Here is a 21,535-nt window from a genome sequence, read left to right on the forward strand (position 1 = left end):
CCATCTGGAACGAAGATTAAAACAAATGAGGGGACGAAAAGTCCCCTCTTTTCATACTAAAAATGGCGCTCAAAGAAAAGCTATTATCGATTCTTGATGAAATTTTTAAAAAAAACGAATCGTTATTTTTAATAGATTATATAGTGTCTCCGGACAATAAAATATGTATAACTATTGATGGAGATGAAGGAGTTACACTAAATGACTGTATAACAGTGAGTCGAGAAATAGAACAAAATCTGGATAGGGAAGAAGAAGACTTTTCATTAGAAGTGATGTCGCCCGGGGCAACGGAACCAATAAAGCAAGAAAGGCAATATAAAAAGAATATAGGGAAGCAACTGAAGATAAAAACATTAGATGATGGGGCGTATGAAGGAGAATTGACCGCAGTTGCACCAGAGGGAATAAAAATAAAATGGAAAACCCGCGAACCTAAACCAATAGGAAAAGGTAAGATAACTGTAGAAAAAGAAAAAGAACTTTCTTTTGCTACGATTTTGGAAGCTAAAGTGAAGATAAAATTTTAATTTAAAGTTTGACATGGAAAATCTTGCATTGATCGAATCATTCTCAGAGTTTAAAGATGATAAACTCATAGATCGTGTAACGCTAATGGCTATTTTAGAAGACGTTTTTAGAAATGCGTTGAAAAAAAAGTATGGTTCTGATGATAATTTTGATATTATCATTAACCCTGATAAAGGGGATTTAGAAATATGGAGAAATAGGATCGTAGTTGCTGATGATGAGGTAGAAGACCCAAACCAGGAAATATCATTGACCGAAGCAAGAAAAATAGAACCTGATTTTGAAGTAGGTGAAGATGTGTCTGAAGAAGTAAAGCTAAAAGACCTTGGAAGGAGAGCTATACTGGCCCTTCGCCAAAACCTTATTTCAAGAATTCATGAGCATGACAATACCACCATATATAAGAAGTTCAAAGACATGGTGGGGGAAATTTATACAGCAGAAGTTCACCATGTTCGTCACAAAGCAGTTATTCTTTTGGACGATGAAGGCAATGAGATTATACTTCCTAAAGAGAAACAAATACCTTCCGATTTCTATAGAAAGGGGGATAATGTAAGAGGAATTATAGAAAGCGTTGAATTGAAGGGGAACAAGCCGATGATCATTATGTCCAGGACATCTCCCGATTTTCTGGAAAAACTCTTTGAGCAGGAAATCCCGGAAGTGTTTGACGGTTTGATAACAGTTAAAAAAGTAGTTAGGATACCTGGAGAGAAAGCCAAAGTAGCAGTTGATTCATATGATGATAGAATTGACCCTGTTGGAGCTTGTGTAGGGATGAAAGGTTCTCGGATTCATGGAATTGTACGGGAATTAGGAAATGAAAATATAGATGTAATAAACTATACCAACAATTTACAACTATTAATTACTAGAGCACTAAGCCCAGCAAAAATTACTTCTGTAACTTTAGATGAGGAAAATAAACGTGCTGAGGTAACCCTTAAGCCGGAAGAAGTCTCTAAAGCCATTGGTAAAGGAGGGTATAATATCCGGTTGGCAGGCCAACTAGCAGGATATGAGATAGATGTATATAGAGAGGGGATTGAAGAAGATGTGGAAATCACTGAATTTTCAGATGAAATAGAAGAATGGATCATTGAAGAATTCAAAAAGATAGGTTTAGATACGGCAAGAAGTGTCTTAGACAAAGATGTTGATTATCTGGTAAAAGCAACAGATTTAGAACAAGAGACAATAGTAGAAGTATTAAAAGTTCTCAAAGAAGAGTTTGAAAACTAAAAAATATAAATAGTATATTATACTGAGAGATAATAATTATGGCTGGAAACGCAACTATGAGGTTAAATAGAGTGTTAAGAGAATTAAACATTTCTCTGGATCGCGCTGTAGAACATCTTGCTTCTAAAGAAATAGAAATAGAAGCAAGGCCTACAACGAAGATCACAGAAGAAGTGTATCAAATTCTTTTGGATGAGTTTCAGACAGACATGAGCAAAAAAGTGGCCTCTAAAGAAGTAGGGGAAGAAAAAAGAAAAGAAAAAGAAGCTATACGCCAAGAACTTGAAAAAGAACTTGAAGAAAAACGATCTCAGAAAGAAGAAATTGTAAAAGCTAAAGGTATTGTTTCAGGCCCAAAAACAATAGGGAAAATTGATCTGGAACCAAAAGAAGAAAAGCCTGAAGAAGCATCGCCGGAAGAAACGGTTGAGCCTGCTGAAATAAAAGAAGATCCTAAAAAACAATCTGTTATTGTTGATGATGAAAGTGTTGAATCTGAAAAGATAGATACAAAATATCAAAAACTCAGCGGCCCTAAAATGACAGGGGAAAAGATAGACCTTACACAATTTAATAAACCTAAAAAGAAAAAAGAAGAACCAAAAGAAACCAAAAAAACTCCTTCTGGAGATAGAAAACGTAGAAGAAGAAGGATTAGCAAAGAATCATCAAGACCGTCTAACGGATTATCAGGGAAAAGCGGATTTAACAAAAAAGGAGGACGAAAAGAGAGTGGAGTAGCTAGAGTAGAACCCACAGAGGAAGAAGTACAAAAACAAGTAAGAGAAACACTTGAAAAACTTCAAGGGAAAACAAGCAAATCTAAAGGAGCAAAATACCGCAAAGAAAAAAGAGATTCACGACGTCAAAAATCAGAAGACGAACTTGCACAACAAGAGCTAGATAGTAAAATATTAAAGGTTACAGAATTTGTTACTGTGGCCGAAGTAGCCACTATGATGGGAGTTCCAACTACACAAGTTATCTCCGCATGCATGGCATTGGGAATTATGGTGACAATGAATCAACGGTTAGATGCAGAAACACTTTCCATTGTAGCAGAAGAATTTGGTTATGAAGTAGAATTTGTGACAGCTGACATCGAGGAAGCAATACAAGAAGAAGAAGACAAACCAGAAGATCTTCAGGCTAGAGCACCTATTGTAACTGTAATGGGACATGTAGACCATGGAAAAACATCATTGTTAGATTACATAAGAGAAGAAAACGTAATCGCCGGGGAGAGTGGAGGAATCACACAGCACATTGGGGCGTATGGAGTAACCCTAGATGATGGGCAGAAAATCACCTTCTTAGATACACCGGGACACGAAGCGTTTACAGCAATGAGAGCTCGAGGAGCTCAGGTAACAGACCTTGCTATTATTGTAATTGCAGCTGATGATGACGTTATGCCACAAACCAAGGAAGCAATAAGCCATGCGCAAGCAGCAGGGGTACCTATTGTTTTTGCAATCAATAAAGTGGATAAGCCCACGGCAAACCCTGATAAAATAAAAGAAAGCCTAGCCAATATGAACCTGTTGGTAGAAGATTGGGGAGGAAAAATCCAATCACAAGATATATCTGCCAAGACAGGTGAGGGAGTAAAAGAACTCTTGGAAAAAGTGTTGTTGGAAGCTGAGATATTAGAATTAAAAGCAAACCCAAATAAAGCAGCTTCAGGAACAGTTGTAGAGGCATTTTTAGACAAAGGAAGAGGATATATTGCTACAATATTGGTACAGACAGGTACCCTTCGTATAGGAGATTATGTTTTAGCGGGTAAAAATAGCGGGAAAGTAAAAGCGATGCATGACGAGAGAGGAAAATCTATCAAAGTAGCAGGACCATCTACCCCTATTTCTATTTTAGGTTTAGACGGAGCTCCACAAGCAGGAGATAAGTTCCATGTATTTGAAGATGAAAAAGAAGCCAAGCAAATAGCTACCAAGCGTACTCAATTACAGCGAGAACAATCGGTGAGAACGCAACGCCACATTACATTAGATGAGATAGGGAGACGTATAGCACTTGGAGAGTTTAAAGAATTGAACATTATCCTAAAAGGAGACGTGGATGGTTCTGTAGAAGCATTGACGGATTCTTTCCAAAAACTTTCCACAGAAGAAATACAAATTAATATCATTCACAAAGCAGTTGGCCCGATAACTGAATCTGACGTATTATTAGCCTCTGCTTCCGATGCGATCATTATAGGGTTTAACGTTCGGCCTATGGGGAATGCCCGTTCATTAGCAGACAAAGAAGAAATAGATATCAGGACTTATTCTATTATCTATGATGCTATTAATGACCTTAAAGATGCTATGGAAGGAATGCTATCTCCTGAAATGAAAGAAGAAGTGACCGGTACGGCAGAGATCAGAGAAACCTTTAAGATATCCAAAATAGGTACTATTGCTGGATGTATGGTAACTGACGGTAAAATATTCAGAAACTCAAATATCCGGTTAATACGTGATGGCGTTGTTATATTTACAGGAGAATTAACATCATTAAAGCGTTTTAAAGATGATGTAAAAGAAGTCTCTAAAGGGTACGACTGTGGTATGCAATTGAAGAACTATAATGATATTAAAGAAGGAGATATATTAGAAGCATTCCAGGAAGTAGCTGTAAAGAAAAAACTAAAATAATTATAATTCTTGTTATATACCTGCCTTGTTTTTTGACTTTGTAGGGTATAAATTAGTTGATATAAATAGGAATCTCAATAGCTTTTTAGCTATTGAGATTTTATATTTTAAAAGAACGCTCCATTTATAACTTGAAGTTCATAACAATTATTAGCATATATTTAAAATAAACAAGTAAAAAATATAAGGATAAAATATAATATTACGTAATAAACGTATAAAATATAATCTTTTTAAGTAAAAAATATTTTCTTATTATTTAAGTTTTTAGATGTAAAAAAGTAAGTTTAATTCTACGTATCAGAAATAATTTAGTTATATTGCCAGTAGTTAAACTTAAAAACAATCTATTATTATGAAAATCAAGTCAATTATTCTAATTGTTATGCTAATTACTTTTAGCGGCACCTTTAATGTTTCAGCCCAAGATCAATATATTGGGGAAATAAGAATGTTTGCAGGGAATTTTGCTCCCAGGAATTGGGCTTTTTGTGATGGGCGTTTATTGCCGATATCTCAGTATCAGGCATTATATTCATTATTGGGGAATACATACGGAGGAGACGGAAGGACTACTTTTGCTTTGCCAGATTTAAGAGGAAGAGCACCGATGGCTCCGGGCAGGGGCCCTGGATTGTCAAACAGAATTTTAGGCGAAAAAGGTGGTACAGAGACAAATACTTTATCTACGCTTCAGATGCCACCCCATTCACATAACGTAAATGCTGTTTCTTCTGATGGAAGTGAATCTGTTCCTACTAATAACTTATTGGCAGGCAGTGGGGCTCTAGATAGAGAATATTCAAATGCAAATCCGGATACCACTATGAAATCCAATATGATTTCAACTTCAGGAGGAGGACAGCCGGTAAACAATATGCAACCTTATTCTGTAGTTAATTTCATTATTGCATTAGACGGAATATATCCGCCTAGAAATTAATGCATAGATGAGAAAAATTATATTCTTTTCTGTGTTATTGTTATTGATAATGCCATTTACAATAGCACAAACAATAACCTTTAACGGTTGTAATGCATTATTTGAAAACCAAAACTATTTGTTTAATATGGTCACAACTGATGCAACCGGACGGAATGTATATGAAACAACCCCTATAAGTGGAGATCAAGGGTGTGGGGGACTTGGGGTCTGTGAGTTTAGAATTGCATGGAATGATTTGAATAGTCAATGGGAATTTCTAGCTGACAGTGGGAGCGGGGATTTTAGTTCACCATTTCTTATATATGCAAATACAGCAGCATCTACCCCTAACCCCCCAAGTTTAAATCTTGGGATATGGTCTGAAAACACAGCTGTAACAGCAGGAGGTTGTGGAGGAGATTTAACGAATGCAAATTCAACGCTTACCGGAGAGGTTCAGGATACTACATTAGGTATTTCAGAGATTTTAGCTTCCTATGGAGTTCAAATATATCCGAACCCTGTTTCTGACATACTATATATCTCTGACAAAGAGAATGCTATATCAGAAGTTCAATTATATGGGAGTGAAGGAAAAAAGATTGAACATATAGAAATATCAGGCAAGAAAGACATTAATCTTGAGGGTCTGTCTCCAGGCATGTATTTTATTAAAATAAATTTTAAAGATAAAGTAGTGACCCAAAAACTATTAAAAGAATAACTAATTACAAATTTTAAAATCAAATGTCTGTCTCTGGAATATCCATGGCAGACATTTTTATTTAAATACTTTAGGGGATTAAGATAAAAGCATTAGGGTATTTTTTTTTAACCTCTATAAGCTGTCGATCTGCCTCAATGCGAGTACGAAATTTTCCTATACGTACTTTATAATTAGGTGTTTCAAAAGAAATATCACAAGACCATCCCAAAAATTGATTCCGAAAATCAGATTGTGCTTTTTTAGCACCCTCTAAATTGCCATTGTATATTTGAATTCGGAATATCTTTTCAATAGGCTCTGTACGGTTTATTTCTTTTTTTATAGCAATTAGCTTATCAAGCCTTGGGTCACCTTCAATAGTTATAGTACCTTCTTGCGAAAAAGCCAAAGGAGCTGTAAATATCATAAACAATAACAATTTGACAGTATGTCTTGTACCTAATAATTTCATAGAATAAATATTAACAATCACAAAAATAGCGCATTGAAACGATATGTTATTAAAAACATTATTTAGAATTGTTATAAATTATAAATTAACACTTCACTAACATTTTACAAATCGAGTCTATATTGTATTTTTGTGCTCGAATTTTATGGAAACGGTATAAAATAATGATAGTATATGTTGAAAATACCGTGCCAAACAAAGGAGGTAATACATATTTTAATATGAAAAAGGTGATACACCGCAATTCAGCTTCAAGAATTCTTATCATAAGTATAGCAGTTCTGCTAACATTTTCAACCAGTCTTTTCTCGCAAGAAGAACAACCACAAACAGGACCAGACCCTGTAAAAGGGAAGGCATTATTTAATTCAAATTGTGCTGCTTGCCATAGGTTAGATAGAAAAATGACAGGCCCTGCATTAGCTGGAGTTGGTGAAAAATATGATAGAGAATGGCTTTATGCATGGATTAAAAACAGTGCTGCACTTATAAAATCTGGAGATGCTGATGCTGTAGCCATATGGGAAGAGTACAACAAAACTGCTATGAATGCTTTTCCGCAGTTATCCAATGAAGATATAGATAATATATTAGCATATACAGATGCACCACCTCCTATACCTGTTGGTACAGGTACAATAGTAAGCACACAATCTGTGGCAGAAGGCTCAGGAATTTCCAATGAAGTAATATTAGGAGCATTAGCTTTGGTTTTTGGAATGTTAGTGGTAATGCTTTTCTTAGTAAACAAAACATTACGCCGGATTGCTGAAGCTAATGGTGTTCAAGTAGTATCAGAAGAAGCCGAAAAACGTTTACCATTATGGAAAGCATTTGCTAAAAACCAGTTTTTAGTATTGGTGTCAGTGGTGTTTCTAATGTTGGTAGGGGCATATTATGTATACGGATATTTTATGCAAATAGGAGTTGACCAAGGTTATATGCCGGTTCAACCCATACATTATTCACATAAAATACATGCCGGAGATAATGAAATAGATTGTAAATATTGCCATTCCTCTGCTAGAGTCTCAAAACATTCGGGAATTCCTTCCCTGAATGTTTGTATGAATTGCCACAAGAGCATTCAGGAAGTAGCAGAGACAACAGCTACTGAAGAATATTCTAAAGAGTTTTATGACGGAGAAATACAAAAACTATATGATGCTGTAGGCTGGGATGTTGAAAATCAACAATATACAGGTAAAACAAAACCGGTAAAATGGGTGCGTATTCACAACCTGCCTGATTTTGCATATTTCAATCACTCACAACACGTTACAGTAGCAGGAGTGGAATGTCAAAAATGTCATGGTCCGGTAGAAGAAATGGAAGTAATGTACCAGTATTCACCCTTAACAATGGGATGGTGTATTAATTGTCACCGTGAGACAAACATAAAGGTAGAGGACAATGAGTACTATTCGAAAATCCACGAAGAATTGTCCAAAAAATATGGTGTAGAAAAGCTTACTGCCGCTCAAATGGGAGGATTAGAATGTGGTAAGTGTCATTATTAAAATAAAGAATAAAAAAATTGAAAGATAAAAATCGTTACATCTTTCAATCACTATAAATAGAAAATTAAATGGCATCAAACAAAAAATACTGGAAAAGTGTTGAGGAGCTAAATCCTGAAAGCTCCGTTATGCAAACACTCAGACAGAATGAGTTTGTTGAAGAAATTCCGGTAGACGATTTTCTTGGAGATAAAGAAAACCTAGAAGCTTCTTCTACCACTCGTAGAGACTTTCTTAAATACGTAGGCTTTAGTACAGCAGCTGCATCGTTGGCAGCTTGCGAAGGTCCGGTAATAAAATCCATACCCTATGTAGTGCAACCGGAGCAGATCCGCCCGGGAGTAGCAGATTATTATGCCACTACCATTGCGGACGGATATGATTTTGCGAGTATTCTTGTGAAAACAAGAGAAGGCCGACCTATAAAAATAGAAAATAATGCTGAGGCAACAGTAAAAGGAATTGCCAATGCGAGAGTACAAGCATCTGTTCTGTCTTTGTACGACAGCTTAAGGGTACAAGGTCCTAAAGTAAATGGAGAGAATATCTCATGGAATGATTTAGACGCGAGTGTTGTAAGCCGGTTAAATGGTTTAAAGGATTCTGGAAAGCAAATAGTGTTGTTTACACAGACATTTTCCAGTCCTTCCACCTCAAAATTGATAAATGAATTCAAAGAAAAGTTTGGCAACGTAAAACATGTTCAATATGATGCTATTGCTGAAGATGCAGCGCTGGAAGCTTTTTATTTAAAATATGGAACAAGGGCTCTACCCGACTATGATTTCTCAAAAGCAGAAGTAATTGTATCTATTGGGGCAGACTTTTTAGGTGACTGGCAAGGGGGAGGTTATGATGCAGAGTATGCAAAAGGACGTATGCCACATCATGGAAAAATGTCGAAGCATATTCAGTTTGAAGCAAACATGACATTGTCTGGAGCCAATGCCGACAAACGAATTCCATTAACTCCCTCACAACAAAAAGTAGCTTTAGCTAAATTATACGGACACCTTAATGGTATAGCAGTCTCAGGAACTCTTCCTGAAGCTGCCGAAGCTGCCGTAAAAACTGCAGCAAGCCAATTAAAGAAAGCAGGCAACAAAGGAGTGGTAGTAACTGGAATCCAGAATTTGGATGCACAAATGCTTGTATTGGAAATGAATGAAAGCTGGGGAAGCATAGCATTTGACACAAAAGCTCCGAGATTGATCCGTCAAGGAAACACCAAAGAGGTTGATGCGCTTATAGCTGATATGAAAGCAGGAAACGTGGGTGCATTGATCATGAGTGGTGTCAATCCTGCATATACGCTCCCAAATGCAACGGAGTTTATAGAAAATCTAAGCAAAGTAGCTCTTTCTGTTACATTTTCTATGAAAGAGGATGAAACATCAACAACTACACAATACATAGCAGCAGCACCTCATTACCTGGAGTCTTGGGGCGATGTGGAAATCAAGAAAGGACACTATAGTTTGACGCAACCTGCGATTCGCCCATTGTTTGATACACGGCAATTTCAAGATGCATTGTTGAAGTGGATAGGGAGTGATAAAACATATTACGATTATATAAAAGAAACTTGGACAACAGCTGTACTAGGAGAAACCAAATGGAACAAAGCATTGCATGATGGTGTGTTTATTGCGGCAATGCCTGAAGTTCAAACAACAGAAGAAGATACAGAGACTAGTACCTTTTCAATAAGCTCTGCTTTGAGCAGCCTTAGCCGTGCAACGGCCAGTGGAATAGAACTTGTTCTATATTCAAAGACAGGCATGGGAGATGGCCAGCAAGCTAACAACCCATGGTTGCAAGAATTCCCCGATCCGATTACACGGGTATCTTGGGACAACTATTTAACAATTTCAAAAGCAGATGCAGATGAATTAGGACTTAAGAACTGGAATGTTGCTAATGGAGCCCTTAATGGTGACCGTGTTGAATTAACAGTAAACAATATCCCTATTACAATTCCTGTTCTTATTCAACCCGGTCAGGCCAAAGGTTCTGTTGGTTTAGCTTTAGGGTATGGTAGAAAGAAAGGGATGAAAACAGAAATGATGACAGGTAAAAATGCCTATCATTTCTATAAAGACTTTAATAATGTTCAATCTGAAGTACAATTAAAGAAAATTTCAGGAGCACATGAATTTGCATGTGTGCAGCTCCAGAACACCTTAATGGGGCGTGGGGACATTATAAAAGAAACCACTCTTGAAATATTCAATACTAAAGATGCACATGAGTGGAATCCTATACCTGAAGTATCATTGAACCATGAAGAGGTGCCAGCTACATCTGTAGATTTATGGGATAAATTTGACCGTTCTATAGGGCATCACTTCAATTTATCGATCGACCTGAATGCCTGTACCGGATGTGGTGCTTGTGTCATCGCATGTCACGCAGAAAATAATGTTCCCGTTGTTGGAAAAGCTGAAGTGAGAAAATCACGGGATATGCACTGGTTGCGTATAGACAGGTATTACTCTTCCGAAGACAGCTTTGCAAAAGATAATGAAACTAAGGATGGTATATCAGGATTGGGTGATTCCTTAACCACGTTCAATGAGATGGAAAATGCTGCAGCGAACCCTCAAGTAGCATTCCAACCGGTAATGTGCCAACACTGTAACCATGCTCCGTGTGAGACTGTTTGTCCGGTGGCAGCTACATCGCATAGTCGGCAAGGACAGAACCATATGGCATATAACCGTTGTGTAGGAACACGCTATTGTGCTAACAACTGTCCATATAAAGTACGTCGTTTCAACTGGTTCTTATACAATAACAATGATGAGTTTGATTACCACATGAACGATGACCTTGGTAAAATGGTTATAAACCCTGATGTGAATGTACGTTCTCGCGGTGTCATGGAAAAATGTTCCATGTGTATCCAAAAAACACAAAAAACCATTCTTGATGCAAAACGAGAAGGAAGGACTATCAAAGACGGAGAATTTCAGACAGCATGTTCTGCAGCCTGTGGAAATGGAGCGATGGTGTTTGGTGATGTAAATGATAAAGAAAGCAACATAGTAAAACGAAAAAAAGACAAGCGCATGTATCACTTGCTTGAACAAGTAGGAACACGGCCCAATGTGTTCTACCATGTAAAAGTGAGAAATACAGAAGAAGCTTAAAAAATAATAAAGAAACAATTAAACGATTATGGCGTCGCATTACGAAGCACCTATACGTAAACCCTTAGTTACCGGAGATAAAACATATCATGATGTAACTGTAGATATTGCTGCACCGGTAGAAGGGAAAGCCAATAAACAATGGTGGATTGTTTTTTCCATTGCAATGGTAGCATTCCTCTGGGGAATTGGAAGTATCATTTACACAATTTCAACAGGAATAGGTACCTGGGGGCTCAATAAAACAGTAGGTTGGGCTTGGGATATTACCAACTTTGTATGGTGGGTAGGTATTGGTCACGCAGGAACTTTGATCTCCGCAGTATTATTACTATTCCGCCAAAAGTGGAGAATGGCGATTAACCGTTCAGCAGAGGCCATGACTATTTTCTCGGTAATACAAGCCGGTTTATTCCCTATTATTCACATGGGTCGCCCATGGCTAGGTTATTGGGTGTTACCAATCCCTAACCAATTTGGTTCCCTATGGGTAAACTTTAATTCACCATTATTGTGGGACGTATTTGCGATATCCACATACCTTTCGGTATCCTTAGTATTCTGGTGGACAGGATTACTTCCTGATTTTGCCATGATACGGGATAGGGCCATAAAACCGTTCCAAAAGAAAATATACAGCATGCTCAGTTTTGGGTGGAGCGGTCGTGCTAAAGATTGGCAACGCTTTGAGGAAGTATCACTTGTGCTAGCAGGATTAGCAACACCGTTAGTACTTTCGGTACATACCATCGTATCGTTTGACTTTGCTACTTCGGTTATTCCCGGATGGCACACCACTATTTTCCCGCCTTATTTTGTTGCAGGGGCTATCTTTTCAGGATTCGCAATGGTAAATACACTGCTGATCATCATGAGGAAAGTGGTAAACTTAGAAAACTACATCACCGTTCAGCATATAGAATTGATGAACATTGTCATCATGATTACCGGTTCCATTGTGGGATGTGCATATATTACAGAATTGTTTATTGCTTGGTACTCAGGAGTAGAATATGAACAGTATGCATTCCTTAACCGTGCAACAGGACCTTACTGGTGGGCATACTGGGCCATGATGACTTGTAATGTGTTCTCTCCACAGTTTATGTGGTTCAAAAAATTGAGGACTAGCATTGTATTCTCGTTCATTATATCCATAGTGGTAAACATTGGAATGTGGTTTGAACGTTTTGTAATTATTGTGACTTCATTACATAGAGATTACCTTCCTTCTTCATGGACCATGTTTTCACCAACATTTGTCGATATAGGGATATTTATAGGAACAATAGGATTTTTCTTTGTATTGTTCTTGTTATATGCCCGGACGTTCCCTGTGATTGCCCAGGCAGAAGTAAAAACAATTTTAAAATCATCCGGAGAGAAATATAAGAAGCTACGTGAGGCAGGTAAGCCATTATATGAGATGCCAAAAGTTGCAAAGCCTAAAACAGCGAGCACTAAGAAAAAGAAAGAGGATGATGATAAAACTAAAAATAACTAATGTATGAGTACGAAAGTAGTACAAGCATTATACAATGATGATGACATCCTGATGGAGGCAGTCAAAAAAGTAAAAGCTGCACATCATCATATAGAAGAAGTATATTGTCCGTTTCCGGTGCATGGCTTAGATAAAGCGATGGGGCTGGCACCTACCCGAATTGCCATTACATCATTTATGTATGGTTGTTTAGGATTGGCAGTTGCTATTGTCATGATGAACTATATAATGATCCAAGACTGGCCTCAAGACATAGGTGGTAAACCAAGCTTTAGCTATATAGAAAATATGCCAGCTTTTGTACCTATTATGTTTGAAATGACCGTGTTTTTTGCAGCACACTTAATGGTAATTACATTTTACATGCGCAGCAAATTATGGCCCTTTAAAAAAGCAGAAAACCCTGATGTAAGAACTACGGATGACCATTTTTTAATGGAAGTGGCCATTCATGGAAATGAAAAAGAACTAACAGCTTTGTTGAAAGAGACAGGAGCAGTAGAAGTTAAAATATCAGAAAAGCATTAATATACGATATGAAGAGCTTTATAAATATAGGAATTGTACTTGGAGTTGCTTTATTGCTAACTTCATGTTTTGACAGTTCGCGTCCAAACTATCAATATTTTCCAAACATGTATGAACCGGTAGGGTATGAGACCTATGCTGAGTCAAGTGCATTTGCAAATGGTGTAGAAGCACAACTTCCACCGGAAAATACAATAAAAAGAGGATGGATGCCATATGCGTATGAAAATACATTGGAAGGGAAAGAACTTGCTACGTTAGAACTAACAAGTCCTTTGGATTCACTTCAAAAAGAGGAAAACCTTGCAGTAGGAAAAGAGCTGTATGCTATTTATTGTGCCATTTGCCATGGAGCAAAAGGAGATGGACAAGGAACCTTGGTGAAACGAGAAAAAATATTAGGAGTGCCCAGTTATGCAGATAGAGTGATTAATGAAGGAAGCACCTACCATGTTATTTACTATGGACTGAATACGATGGGTTCATATGCAGCTCAGCTTAATGAAGAAGAGCGTTGGCAGGTAACAGAATATGTTCAGAAATTAAGAGAAGATTTATTAAAATAACCAGAGATACAGCATATGTACACGTTTTCAAATAAATTAAGAATGACCTCTTTCATTTTAATGATTGTAGGCGTTCTTGGATTGGGATACGGTTTTTATACAGCACCTTCAACTGTAGAAGAAGCAAAAGCAATGGTTGCGGACGACCATCATGGAGGAGGTCACGAAACTACTACTGAAACACATGCAACACCAGCACATGAAAACAATCATACAGAAGAAGTACACGTAGTGAATGATCATGCAACAGCAGCTCATGAAAGCAATCATGATGAGCACTTGCTTCATCAACTACAAAACAAGCCATGGGCAGCATTGTATGTCGCCGCTTTCTTTTTCATGATGATAGCATTGGGAGTATTGGCTTTCTACGCCATACAACGTGCTTCACAAGCTGGGTGGTCGCCTGTATTGTTTAGGGTAATGGAAGGAATTACGGCGTATCTGTTACCTGGAGCCGTGATCGTATTTGTAATTCTGGCATTATCAGGATTCCATATGAACCATTTATTTGTATGGATGGACCCTGAAGTAGTCGCGCATGATAAATTGATCCAAGGAAAGTCAGGATACCTAAACCTTCCGTTTTTCTTAATAAGGGCTGCTATCTATATTGCCGGATGGAGTGCTTATCGTTATTTCTCAAGGAAATTTTCTATTGCACAAGACACGGCTGAAAACAATAGCAACTTTAAAAAGAATTTCAGAATATCAGCTGCCTTCTTAGTATTCTATTTAGTATCAGAATCCATGATGGCATGGGACTGGGTAATGAGTGTTGATCCACACTGGTTTAGCACCCTATTCGGATGGTATGTGTTTGCAAGCATGTTTGTATCCGGGATTACGGTTATAGCGATGATTACGATTTACCTTAAATCTAAAGGATATTTAGAACAAGTAAACGATAGCCATATTCATGATTTAGCCAAGTTTATGTTTGGGATTAGTATATTCTGGACGTATTTATGGTTCGGGCAGTTCATGCTTATTTGGTATGCAAACATTCCTGAAGAAGTTACCTATTTCGTAACCCGTATAGAAGATTATAAATTGCCGTTTTTTGGCATGCTCGTGATGAATTTTATATTTCCGTTCTTAATATTGATGAACAGCGATTACAAGCGTATTAATTGGTTTGTAGTAATGGCTGGTATTGTTATCCTATTAGGGCACTATGTAGATGTGTTCAATATGATTATGCCGGCAACAGTAGGAAAACAATGGTTTATTGGAGTCCCGGAAATAGGAGGCATACTGTTTTTCTTAGGCCTCTTCATATATATAGTATTTAGTGCGCTTACCAAAGCACCATTAATACCAAAAAGAAATCCATACATAGAAGAAAGCAAACACTTTCACTATTAATTAAAAACAAAAGTAAACAAGATAGATACGATGACTGCTTTATTAACGATTATAGTTCTTGTACTTGTGTTTATCGCCATTTGGCAGATGACAAAGATTTTTGAATTGTCACAGGCAAGCGCAGACAACTCCCAAATAGCAAATGATAAGGATAACAAACTCAACGGAAATTTAATGTTCCTGTTTCTTATCTTCATCTATCTGCTTACTATTTATTCTTTTTGGAAATGGGGACATGTAATACTAGGTACTCCTGCTTCAGAACATGGTAAAGAAATAGATCAATTAATGCTCATTTCTTTTGCATTAATATTTTTTGTACAAACCATTACTCAGGCATTGTTACATTATTTTGCCTATAAGTATAGGGGGCAAAAAGGAAAAAAGGCATTGTTTTATGCAGATAATGACCGATTGGAATTTATTTGGACCATTATTCCGGTAATTGTTTTAGCAGGCCTTATCCTATATGGCCTATATACTTGGACAAATATCATGGATATCAATGACGAAGATGATCCGATTGTTGTAGAATTATATGCACAACAGTTCAATTGGAAAGTACGCTATGCAGGAGCTGATAATGTGTTGGGAGATGCCAATGTGCGCTTCCTTCAAGATTTTGATGGCCGGAATGTCATTGGGATAGACGCATCAGACCCTAATGGAATGGATGATGTAGTAGTAACTACAGAAATTCACCTTCCCGTAGGTAGAAAAGTAAACTTTAAAATGCGTTCGCAAGACGTATTGCATTCAGCCTATATGCCACATTTCAGGGCACAAATGAACTGTGTCCCCGGAATGATTACACAGTTTTCATTTACACCCACCATTACTACAGAAGATATGCGGTTAGACCCGGATATAGTGGAGAAAGTAAAGCGAACAAATAAAATCCGTTCCGAAAAAAGTAAAGAACTCACAGCTAAAGGCGAAGAAGCATTAGAACCATGGGAGTTTGATTACATCCTCCTATGCAACAAAATATGTGGAACTTCTCACTATAACATGCAGATGAAAATTATAGTAGAAACCGAGGAAGAATTCAATGAGTGGATGAAGGAACAACAAACCTTCGGACAAATGATCGCATCAGAATAACTAACATTCAAACGGAACTAACAAAAAGAGTATGTCAGCAATAGCAAACGCACACGTAGAGGACCACGATCACGGGCATCATCATAAAGAAACGTTCATCACTAAATTTATATTTAGTCAAGACCATAAAATGATTTCTAAGCAATACCTGATTACCGGTTTGATTATGGGCTTTATCGGGATTGCAATGTCATTGTTATTCAGGTTACAACTGGCTTGGCCGGGAGAATCATTCCCTATTTTAGAAGCCGTACTTGGAAAATGGGCGCCCGATGGCGTAATGGATCCTAATATGTACCTTGCTTTAGTGACCATTCACGGAACCATCATGGTATTCTTTGTTCTGACGGCAGGATTGAGTGGTACTTTTAGTAACCTCTTAATTCCATTGCAAATTGGAGCCAGAGATATGGCTTCAGGCTTCCTGAATATGATTTCCTATTGGTTGTTCTTCCTGTCGAGTGTAGTAATGGTCATCTCTTTGTTTGTAGAGGCAGGACCGGCATCTGCAGGATGGACTATCTACCCTCCATTAAGTGCATTGCCACAAGCGCAGCCTGGTTCAGGGGCAGGGATGACACTTTGGTTGGTTTCAATGGCCATATTTATTGCCTCCTCACTATTAGGATCGTTGAATTATATCGTAACCGTATTAAACTTGCGGACTAAAGGAATGTTTATGACCCGATTGCCGTTGACCATCTGGGCATTCTTTATCACAGCCGTTATTGGTGTGGTATCGTTCCCGGTATTACTATCAGCAGCATTACTGTTGATTATGGACAGAAGTTTCGGGACATCCTTCTTCCTGTCTGATATCTTTATACAAGGTGAAGTGCTCCATTACCAAGGAGGTTCACCCGTATTGTTTGAACATTTATTCTGGTTCTTGGGCCACCCCGAAGTATATATCGTATTGCTTCCGGCGTTAGGGATCACCTCAGAAGTAATAGCCACCAATGCACGTAAACCCATCTTTGGGTACCGCGCCATGGTTGCATCCATATTGGCCATCGCTTTCCTTTCAACCATTGTGTGGGGGCACCATATGTTTGTTTCGGGAATGAACCCGTTTTTAGGTTCCGTATTTACATTTACCACCTTATTGATTGCGATTCCATCAGCAGTAAAAGCATTTAACTATATTACCACCTTATGGAAAGGAAACCTGCAGTTTAACCCTGCCATGTTATTCTCCATTGGATTGGTATCTACCTTTATCACAGGAGGGTTAACAGGGATTATCCTTGGAGACAGTGCATTGGACATCAACGTTCATGATACCTATTTTGTGGTAGCACACTTCCACCTGGTAATGGGAATATCGGCCTTATATGGGCTTTTTGCCGGCGTGTACCATTGGTTCCCCAAAATGTTTGGCAGAATGCTGAACAAGAATTTAGGATACGTACACTTCTGGGTAACAGCCGTATGTGCCTATGGCGTTTTCTTCCCCATGCATTTTATAGGGATGGCAGGCTTGCCAAGGCGTTACTACCAAAACACCGCATTCCCTATGTTTGACGAATTAAGTGATATTAACATAGTCATTACCATTTTTGCATTAATTGCAGGTCTGGCACAGTTAGTATTTATGTACAACTTTATACACAGCATATTCTACGGTAAAAAAGCACCTAAAAACCCATGGAACTCCACTACATTGGAGTGGACTGCAGAGCAGAAACACATTCACGGAAACTGGGACGGCCCTATACCACATGTACACCGCTGGGCGTACGACTATAGCAAAACCAACGAAAATGGCGAGTATGTAATCCCCGGACAAGACTATGTGCCGCAACACATTCCGTTACAAGAAGGCGAAGAGGAGCTGACACACTAACATTAAGATACGTATAAAGTTTTATAGAAACCTGCGATTTTTTGGAGGTTTATGTTGTGTATAAGATTGCAGTAAATAATTAGTAGTAAGGTCTTAGATGGATAAGATGGGGTAGCATTGTAATCGAATTAACTTTTTTGTATACATAGCCCATAACTTGTTGAGAGGGTAGTTCTATACACGTCTTAAGTTTAGTTTTTTATCAAATTAATAATCAATTGAATTATAATTTCTCTTTGTTCTGGAATGCTTTGAGCAACAGCTAATGCCAAAGTAACTAATGTATTATTGTTTATTTTCCTTTGTCCGTTTTTATCAAGATGAAAATTGTTTTGTTCTAAAAACCATACAAAAACAAAAGAACCTATTCTTTTATTTCCATCGCTAAATGCATGCCCCTTTATTATTGAGTACAATAGTTGCGCTGCTTGTTCTTCAATTGATGGATAGGCTAGTTTCCCAAAAACTGTTTGTGAAATGCTCCCTAAAATTCCTTCAAAAGACTTGTCTTTTTCATTACCGAACAAATCACTAGCCTCTCCTTTTTTAATGAGCTCCTTTTTTAATTCTAGAATAGCTTTTTTAACATCTCTATAATTGATGATATAAATAATATTTGTTTCGAGATCTTTTGTTTCGAGATCTTCCGTATCGTATTTGTTTAGTAGTTCAAACGATTTCGAATACTTTGTGACTATTGATAGAAATCCTTCGGTCAATTGGACTTGGTTCTGATGAGCTTGATCATAGAGAAGATCGATTTGATGTTCAAGTTGAGAGATTTTCTCAGTTTGTTGAATTAAAAGTCGCTCATTAATTACTGCTCCCTTTAAAAAGTAATTACGTAATTTGTTAGTTGCCCATTTTCTGAATTCAGTAGCAATTTTTGATTTTACTCGATATCCTACTGAAATTATCACGTCAAGATTGTAATGGTTGACTTGATAGGTTTTGCCATCTTCAGCAGTATGTGCAAATTTTGCACATACTGAATTTTTATTTAATTCATTTTCTTTAAAAATATTTTTGATGTGTCGGCCAATAACGGTTCTATCCCGATCAAAAATATCAGCAATCTGTTGTTCTGTGGCCCAGATAGTTTCAGCCCCAATATCAAAAATGACCTGAAATTCATTGTTTTGATCCGAGGGTTTGTAAACAACCACTTCAGTTGCTTTCAATTCTATCTTTTCATTTTTACTCATTTTAAGTAATTTTTTATTAAGCCTAATTATGGCACTAAGCGCAGTTTCATTTAGAACAAAGAAATATAGTGAAAACTTTGGACTGTTATTTGGAAAATTTTGCAGTTTAGGGTTATCGTATTTCAAATGATAATTTATCAGGAAGGCCACAAAGTAGGTATTTCTTGTAGATTTCACGGCACTGGGATTAAGAGAACGAAATCAAATTGCATTTAACAACCGTTTTGGTCAGTATAGTTCCGCAAAAAAACTCATTTGTGGTGAGAAATGAATATTATGGCAAATGTAATTAGGTGTAGCGGGGAGATAGAATATATTTCCCGAGGGACGGACATGGGACGGCCCTATACCACATGTACACCGCTGGGCGTACGACTATAGCAAAACCAATGAAAATGGTGAATATGTAATCCCGGAACAAGATTATGTACCACAGCACATTCCGTTACAAGAAGGCGAAGAAGAGCTGACACATTAATAAGAGTACAACATAATAAAATATAGAAAAGCCTGTGGAATGATTTTGCAGGCTTTTTTATTTAACAAATGTTTGAAATTACAGGAGAAGGTTCTGCATAGGGTCATAATACACTTTGTTGGGCTTCCATACTTTTAGTTATTTGTTTTTATTTTTAGCGTGATTTCTCCAATGTTATAAGCATATATTGAAGCAGGTAGAAAAGTTAACTTTACCCCTTGCATGTCTTTCACTCCTAATAAATCAATTGAAGTAACAAGAGCTGATTCAAAATTATTTACTTCACAAAATTTAATTAAACTTTTTAAGTCTTGAGGGCTATTGAAATACCGGTTGCTCCATTTAATTTCAACCCCCCAAACAGGTTTATAATTTTTGTCATCCACTAATACAAGATCTACTTCACCTTCCTTTCTTCCATCTTTCCATCTAGCATATGTTAAATCTAGGTGCTCTCGGTGCATCCATTGTGAAAGAATTGCAGTTTCCACCATATTCCCCATCTCCCGGTCTGTTTCACTTATTGGGGAAAATAAAGCGGTTCGAAGTGAAGGATTGGTTAGATATACTTTGAAACTCGTTATTCTTTTAAATCTTTTTGCATTGACTCCAACTTTATTTAATATTTTGATGAGAAATGCGGCCTCCAAATATTCTAAGTATTTTTTTAAAGTGTCCTTTTGAATTCCACTTTCTTTTGACATCGTCTCATACGAAAATTCATTTCCAGTATTATATGCTATGTATGTAAAAAACCTATTTAATTCTTGAACATCTTTGATTCCATATAAACTTGGCAAGTCTCTAAGCAGAACTTTATCTACAATATCGCTTTTTACATACCTGCCCATATCACTTTGTATCTTTTCAGACAAGACAACTTCTGGGTATCCTCCAAAATTTAAATAATGGATAAATTCCTTATTTAATACTTTTGGGTCATGGGTTAAGCAATATTTTATATCTTTTCCTCCATATTGAATATCACCTTCAAAAATTAAATGATCTAGGTTTTTTAGGTGGATATATTCTTGAAATGTTAACGGAGGTAACAAAAAATCAGTAAACCTACCTGCGCCACTTTCTGTACTGTGCCATTTCAAGGCCGCAGCAGCTGATCCAGAAACAATGAACTTAGTTTCAGGATATGAGTCAACTAGCACTTTTAAATGCCTTTCCCAATCTTTTAAATATTGTATTTCATCAAAAAAGACATAACAGCCATTAAGGTTCCCAAGATTTAAAGATTCTTTGCACAATGTTAAAATATCCTCTAAGCTTAGATTGACATAAATAGGGTTGTCAATTCCGATAAAGAAAAGTTTATGAGGACTTATACCTTCTTTTAGTAATTCTTCAATACAATGAAATAACATTACGGTTTTGCCAACTCTTCTAGGTCCCATAAGTACCAATGCCCTTTTAATACCTCTTTCAAGGACGAATGGATAAAATAAGTTAAAATACAATCGCTTCGACATTGAACTGTATGTATTTGGAATTTCTTTTGAGACCCACCATGGGTTTTCATAGCGAAGGCGCTCAATTATTTTTTCTGTTGGGATAAGGGTATGGGTGCTCATATTTCTATTTTAAAAATACAAATTTAGCAAAAATAAATAGATTTAAAACTTCTTATTTTTACAATTTTGTATAATTAATAGGATTTTAATGAGAAGTGAATACTTAGATCTACAACTGTATTCTTTATTTAGTGAAGCCTAA

At 37.1% G+C, this 21,535-nt stretch carries 16 protein-coding genes; 13 read left to right on the top strand and 3 right to left on the bottom strand.

The window, feature by feature from the left end; all coding sequences use genetic code 11:
* Window positions 1–62 precede the first annotated feature (62 nt).
* From rimP to WBG21_RS04535, 5 genes are all read left to right on the top strand, one after another.
* Complete coding sequence (rimP, locus tag WBG21_RS04515) at window positions 63–530, top strand: ribosome assembly cofactor RimP (RefSeq protein WP_340075256.1); 468 nt, start codon at window positions 63–65, stop codon at window positions 528–530.
* Between the two features lie 13 nt (window positions 531–543).
* The gene (gene nusA / locus WBG21_RS04520; protein ID WP_340075258.1) at window positions 544–1,776 is read left to right on the top strand and encodes a transcription termination factor NusA; all 1,233 of its coding nucleotides are present in this window, start codon (window positions 544–546) and stop codon (window positions 1,774–1,776) included.
* A gap of 38 nt (window positions 1,777–1,814) precedes the next feature.
* A complete protein-coding gene (gene infB / locus WBG21_RS04525; protein ID WP_340075260.1) occupies window positions 1,815–4,436 on the top strand; it encodes a translation initiation factor IF-2 in 2,622 nt (873 codons plus the stop codon).
* A gap of 355 nt (window positions 4,437–4,791) precedes the next feature.
* Window positions 4,792–5,379, top strand: coding sequence for a phage tail protein (locus tag WBG21_RS04530; protein WP_340075262.1), 588 nt, complete (start codon window positions 4,792–4,794; stop codon window positions 5,377–5,379).
* A gap of 7 nt (window positions 5,380–5,386) precedes the next feature.
* The gene (locus WBG21_RS04535) at window positions 5,387–6,085 is read left to right on the top strand and encodes a T9SS type A sorting domain-containing protein (RefSeq protein WP_340075264.1); all 699 of its coding nucleotides are present in this window, start codon (window positions 5,387–5,389) and stop codon (window positions 6,083–6,085) included.
* A 70-nt stretch (window positions 6,086–6,155) separates the two neighbouring features.
* Here WBG21_RS04535 and WBG21_RS04540 read toward each other — a convergent pair whose 3' ends face one another.
* The gene (locus WBG21_RS04540) at window positions 6,156–6,539 is read right to left on the bottom strand and encodes an SPOR domain-containing protein (protein ID WP_340075266.1); all 384 of its coding nucleotides are present in this window, start codon (window positions 6,537–6,539) and stop codon (window positions 6,156–6,158) included.
* 221 nt (window positions 6,540–6,760) lie between these two features.
* Here WBG21_RS04540 and WBG21_RS04545 point away from each other — a divergent pair, with 221 nt between their 5' ends.
* From WBG21_RS04545 to WBG21_RS04580, 8 genes are all read left to right on the top strand, one after another.
* Window positions 6,761–8,059 carry a c-type cytochrome gene (locus WBG21_RS04545; protein ID WP_340075529.1) on the top strand — a complete coding sequence of 433 codons (1,299 nt, stop codon included), beginning with the start codon at window positions 6,761–6,763 and terminating at the stop codon, window positions 8,057–8,059.
* 68 nt (window positions 8,060–8,127) lie between these two features.
* The gene (locus WBG21_RS04550) at window positions 8,128–11,211 is read left to right on the top strand and encodes a TAT-variant-translocated molybdopterin oxidoreductase (RefSeq protein ID WP_340075268.1); all 3,084 of its coding nucleotides are present in this window, start codon (window positions 8,128–8,130) and stop codon (window positions 11,209–11,211) included.
* A gap of 28 nt (window positions 11,212–11,239) precedes the next feature.
* Complete coding sequence (gene nrfD / locus WBG21_RS04555) at window positions 11,240–12,715, top strand: NrfD/PsrC family molybdoenzyme membrane anchor subunit (protein ID WP_340075270.1); 1,476 nt, start codon at window positions 11,240–11,242, stop codon at window positions 12,713–12,715.
* Window positions 12,716–12,718: 3 nt separating this feature from the next.
* Complete coding sequence (locus WBG21_RS04560; RefSeq protein ID WP_340075272.1) at window positions 12,719–13,243, top strand: DUF3341 domain-containing protein; 525 nt, start codon at window positions 12,719–12,721, stop codon at window positions 13,241–13,243.
* 8 nt (window positions 13,244–13,251) lie between these two features.
* Window positions 13,252–13,809 (top strand): c-type cytochrome, encoded by a 558-nt coding sequence (locus WBG21_RS04565; protein ID WP_340075274.1) that lies wholly within the window; start codon window positions 13,252–13,254, stop codon window positions 13,807–13,809.
* Window positions 13,810–13,824: 15 nt separating this feature from the next.
* Window positions 13,825–15,177 carry a quinol:cytochrome C oxidoreductase gene (locus WBG21_RS04570; RefSeq protein ID WP_340075276.1) on the top strand — a complete coding sequence of 451 codons (1,353 nt, stop codon included), beginning with the start codon at window positions 13,825–13,827 and terminating at the stop codon, window positions 15,175–15,177.
* Between the two features lie 30 nt (window positions 15,178–15,207).
* Window positions 15,208–16,281: a cytochrome c oxidase subunit II gene (locus WBG21_RS04575; protein ID WP_340075278.1), complete on the top strand. Its 1,074-nt coding sequence runs from the start codon at window positions 15,208–15,210 to the stop codon at window positions 16,279–16,281.
* 31 nt (window positions 16,282–16,312) lie between these two features.
* On the top strand, window positions 16,313–18,127 hold the full coding sequence (locus WBG21_RS04580) for a cytochrome c oxidase subunit I (protein ID WP_340075280.1): 1,815 nt from the start codon (window positions 16,313–16,315) through the stop codon (window positions 18,125–18,127).
* Between the two features lie 191 nt (window positions 18,128–18,318).
* Here the strand turns inward: WBG21_RS04580 and WBG21_RS04585 are convergent, their stop codons facing one another.
* Window positions 18,319–19,332, bottom strand: a complete 1,014-nt coding sequence (locus tag WBG21_RS04585) for a virulence protein RhuM/Fic/DOC family protein (RefSeq protein WP_340075282.1) — start codon at window positions 19,330–19,332, stop codon at window positions 18,319–18,321.
* A 612-nt stretch (window positions 19,333–19,944) separates the two neighbouring features.
* Entirely contained in the window at window positions 19,945–21,393 is a 1,449-nt protein-coding gene (locus WBG21_RS04590; RefSeq protein ID WP_340075284.1) for an ATP-binding protein, read from the bottom strand.
* Between the last annotated feature and the right edge of the window lie 142 nt (window positions 21,394–21,535).

Source organism: Leptobacterium meishanense, assembly GCF_037645805.1.
GTDB classification, from domain to species: Bacteria; Bacteroidota; Bacteroidia; order Flavobacteriales; family Flavobacteriaceae; genus Leptobacterium_A; species Leptobacterium_A meishanense.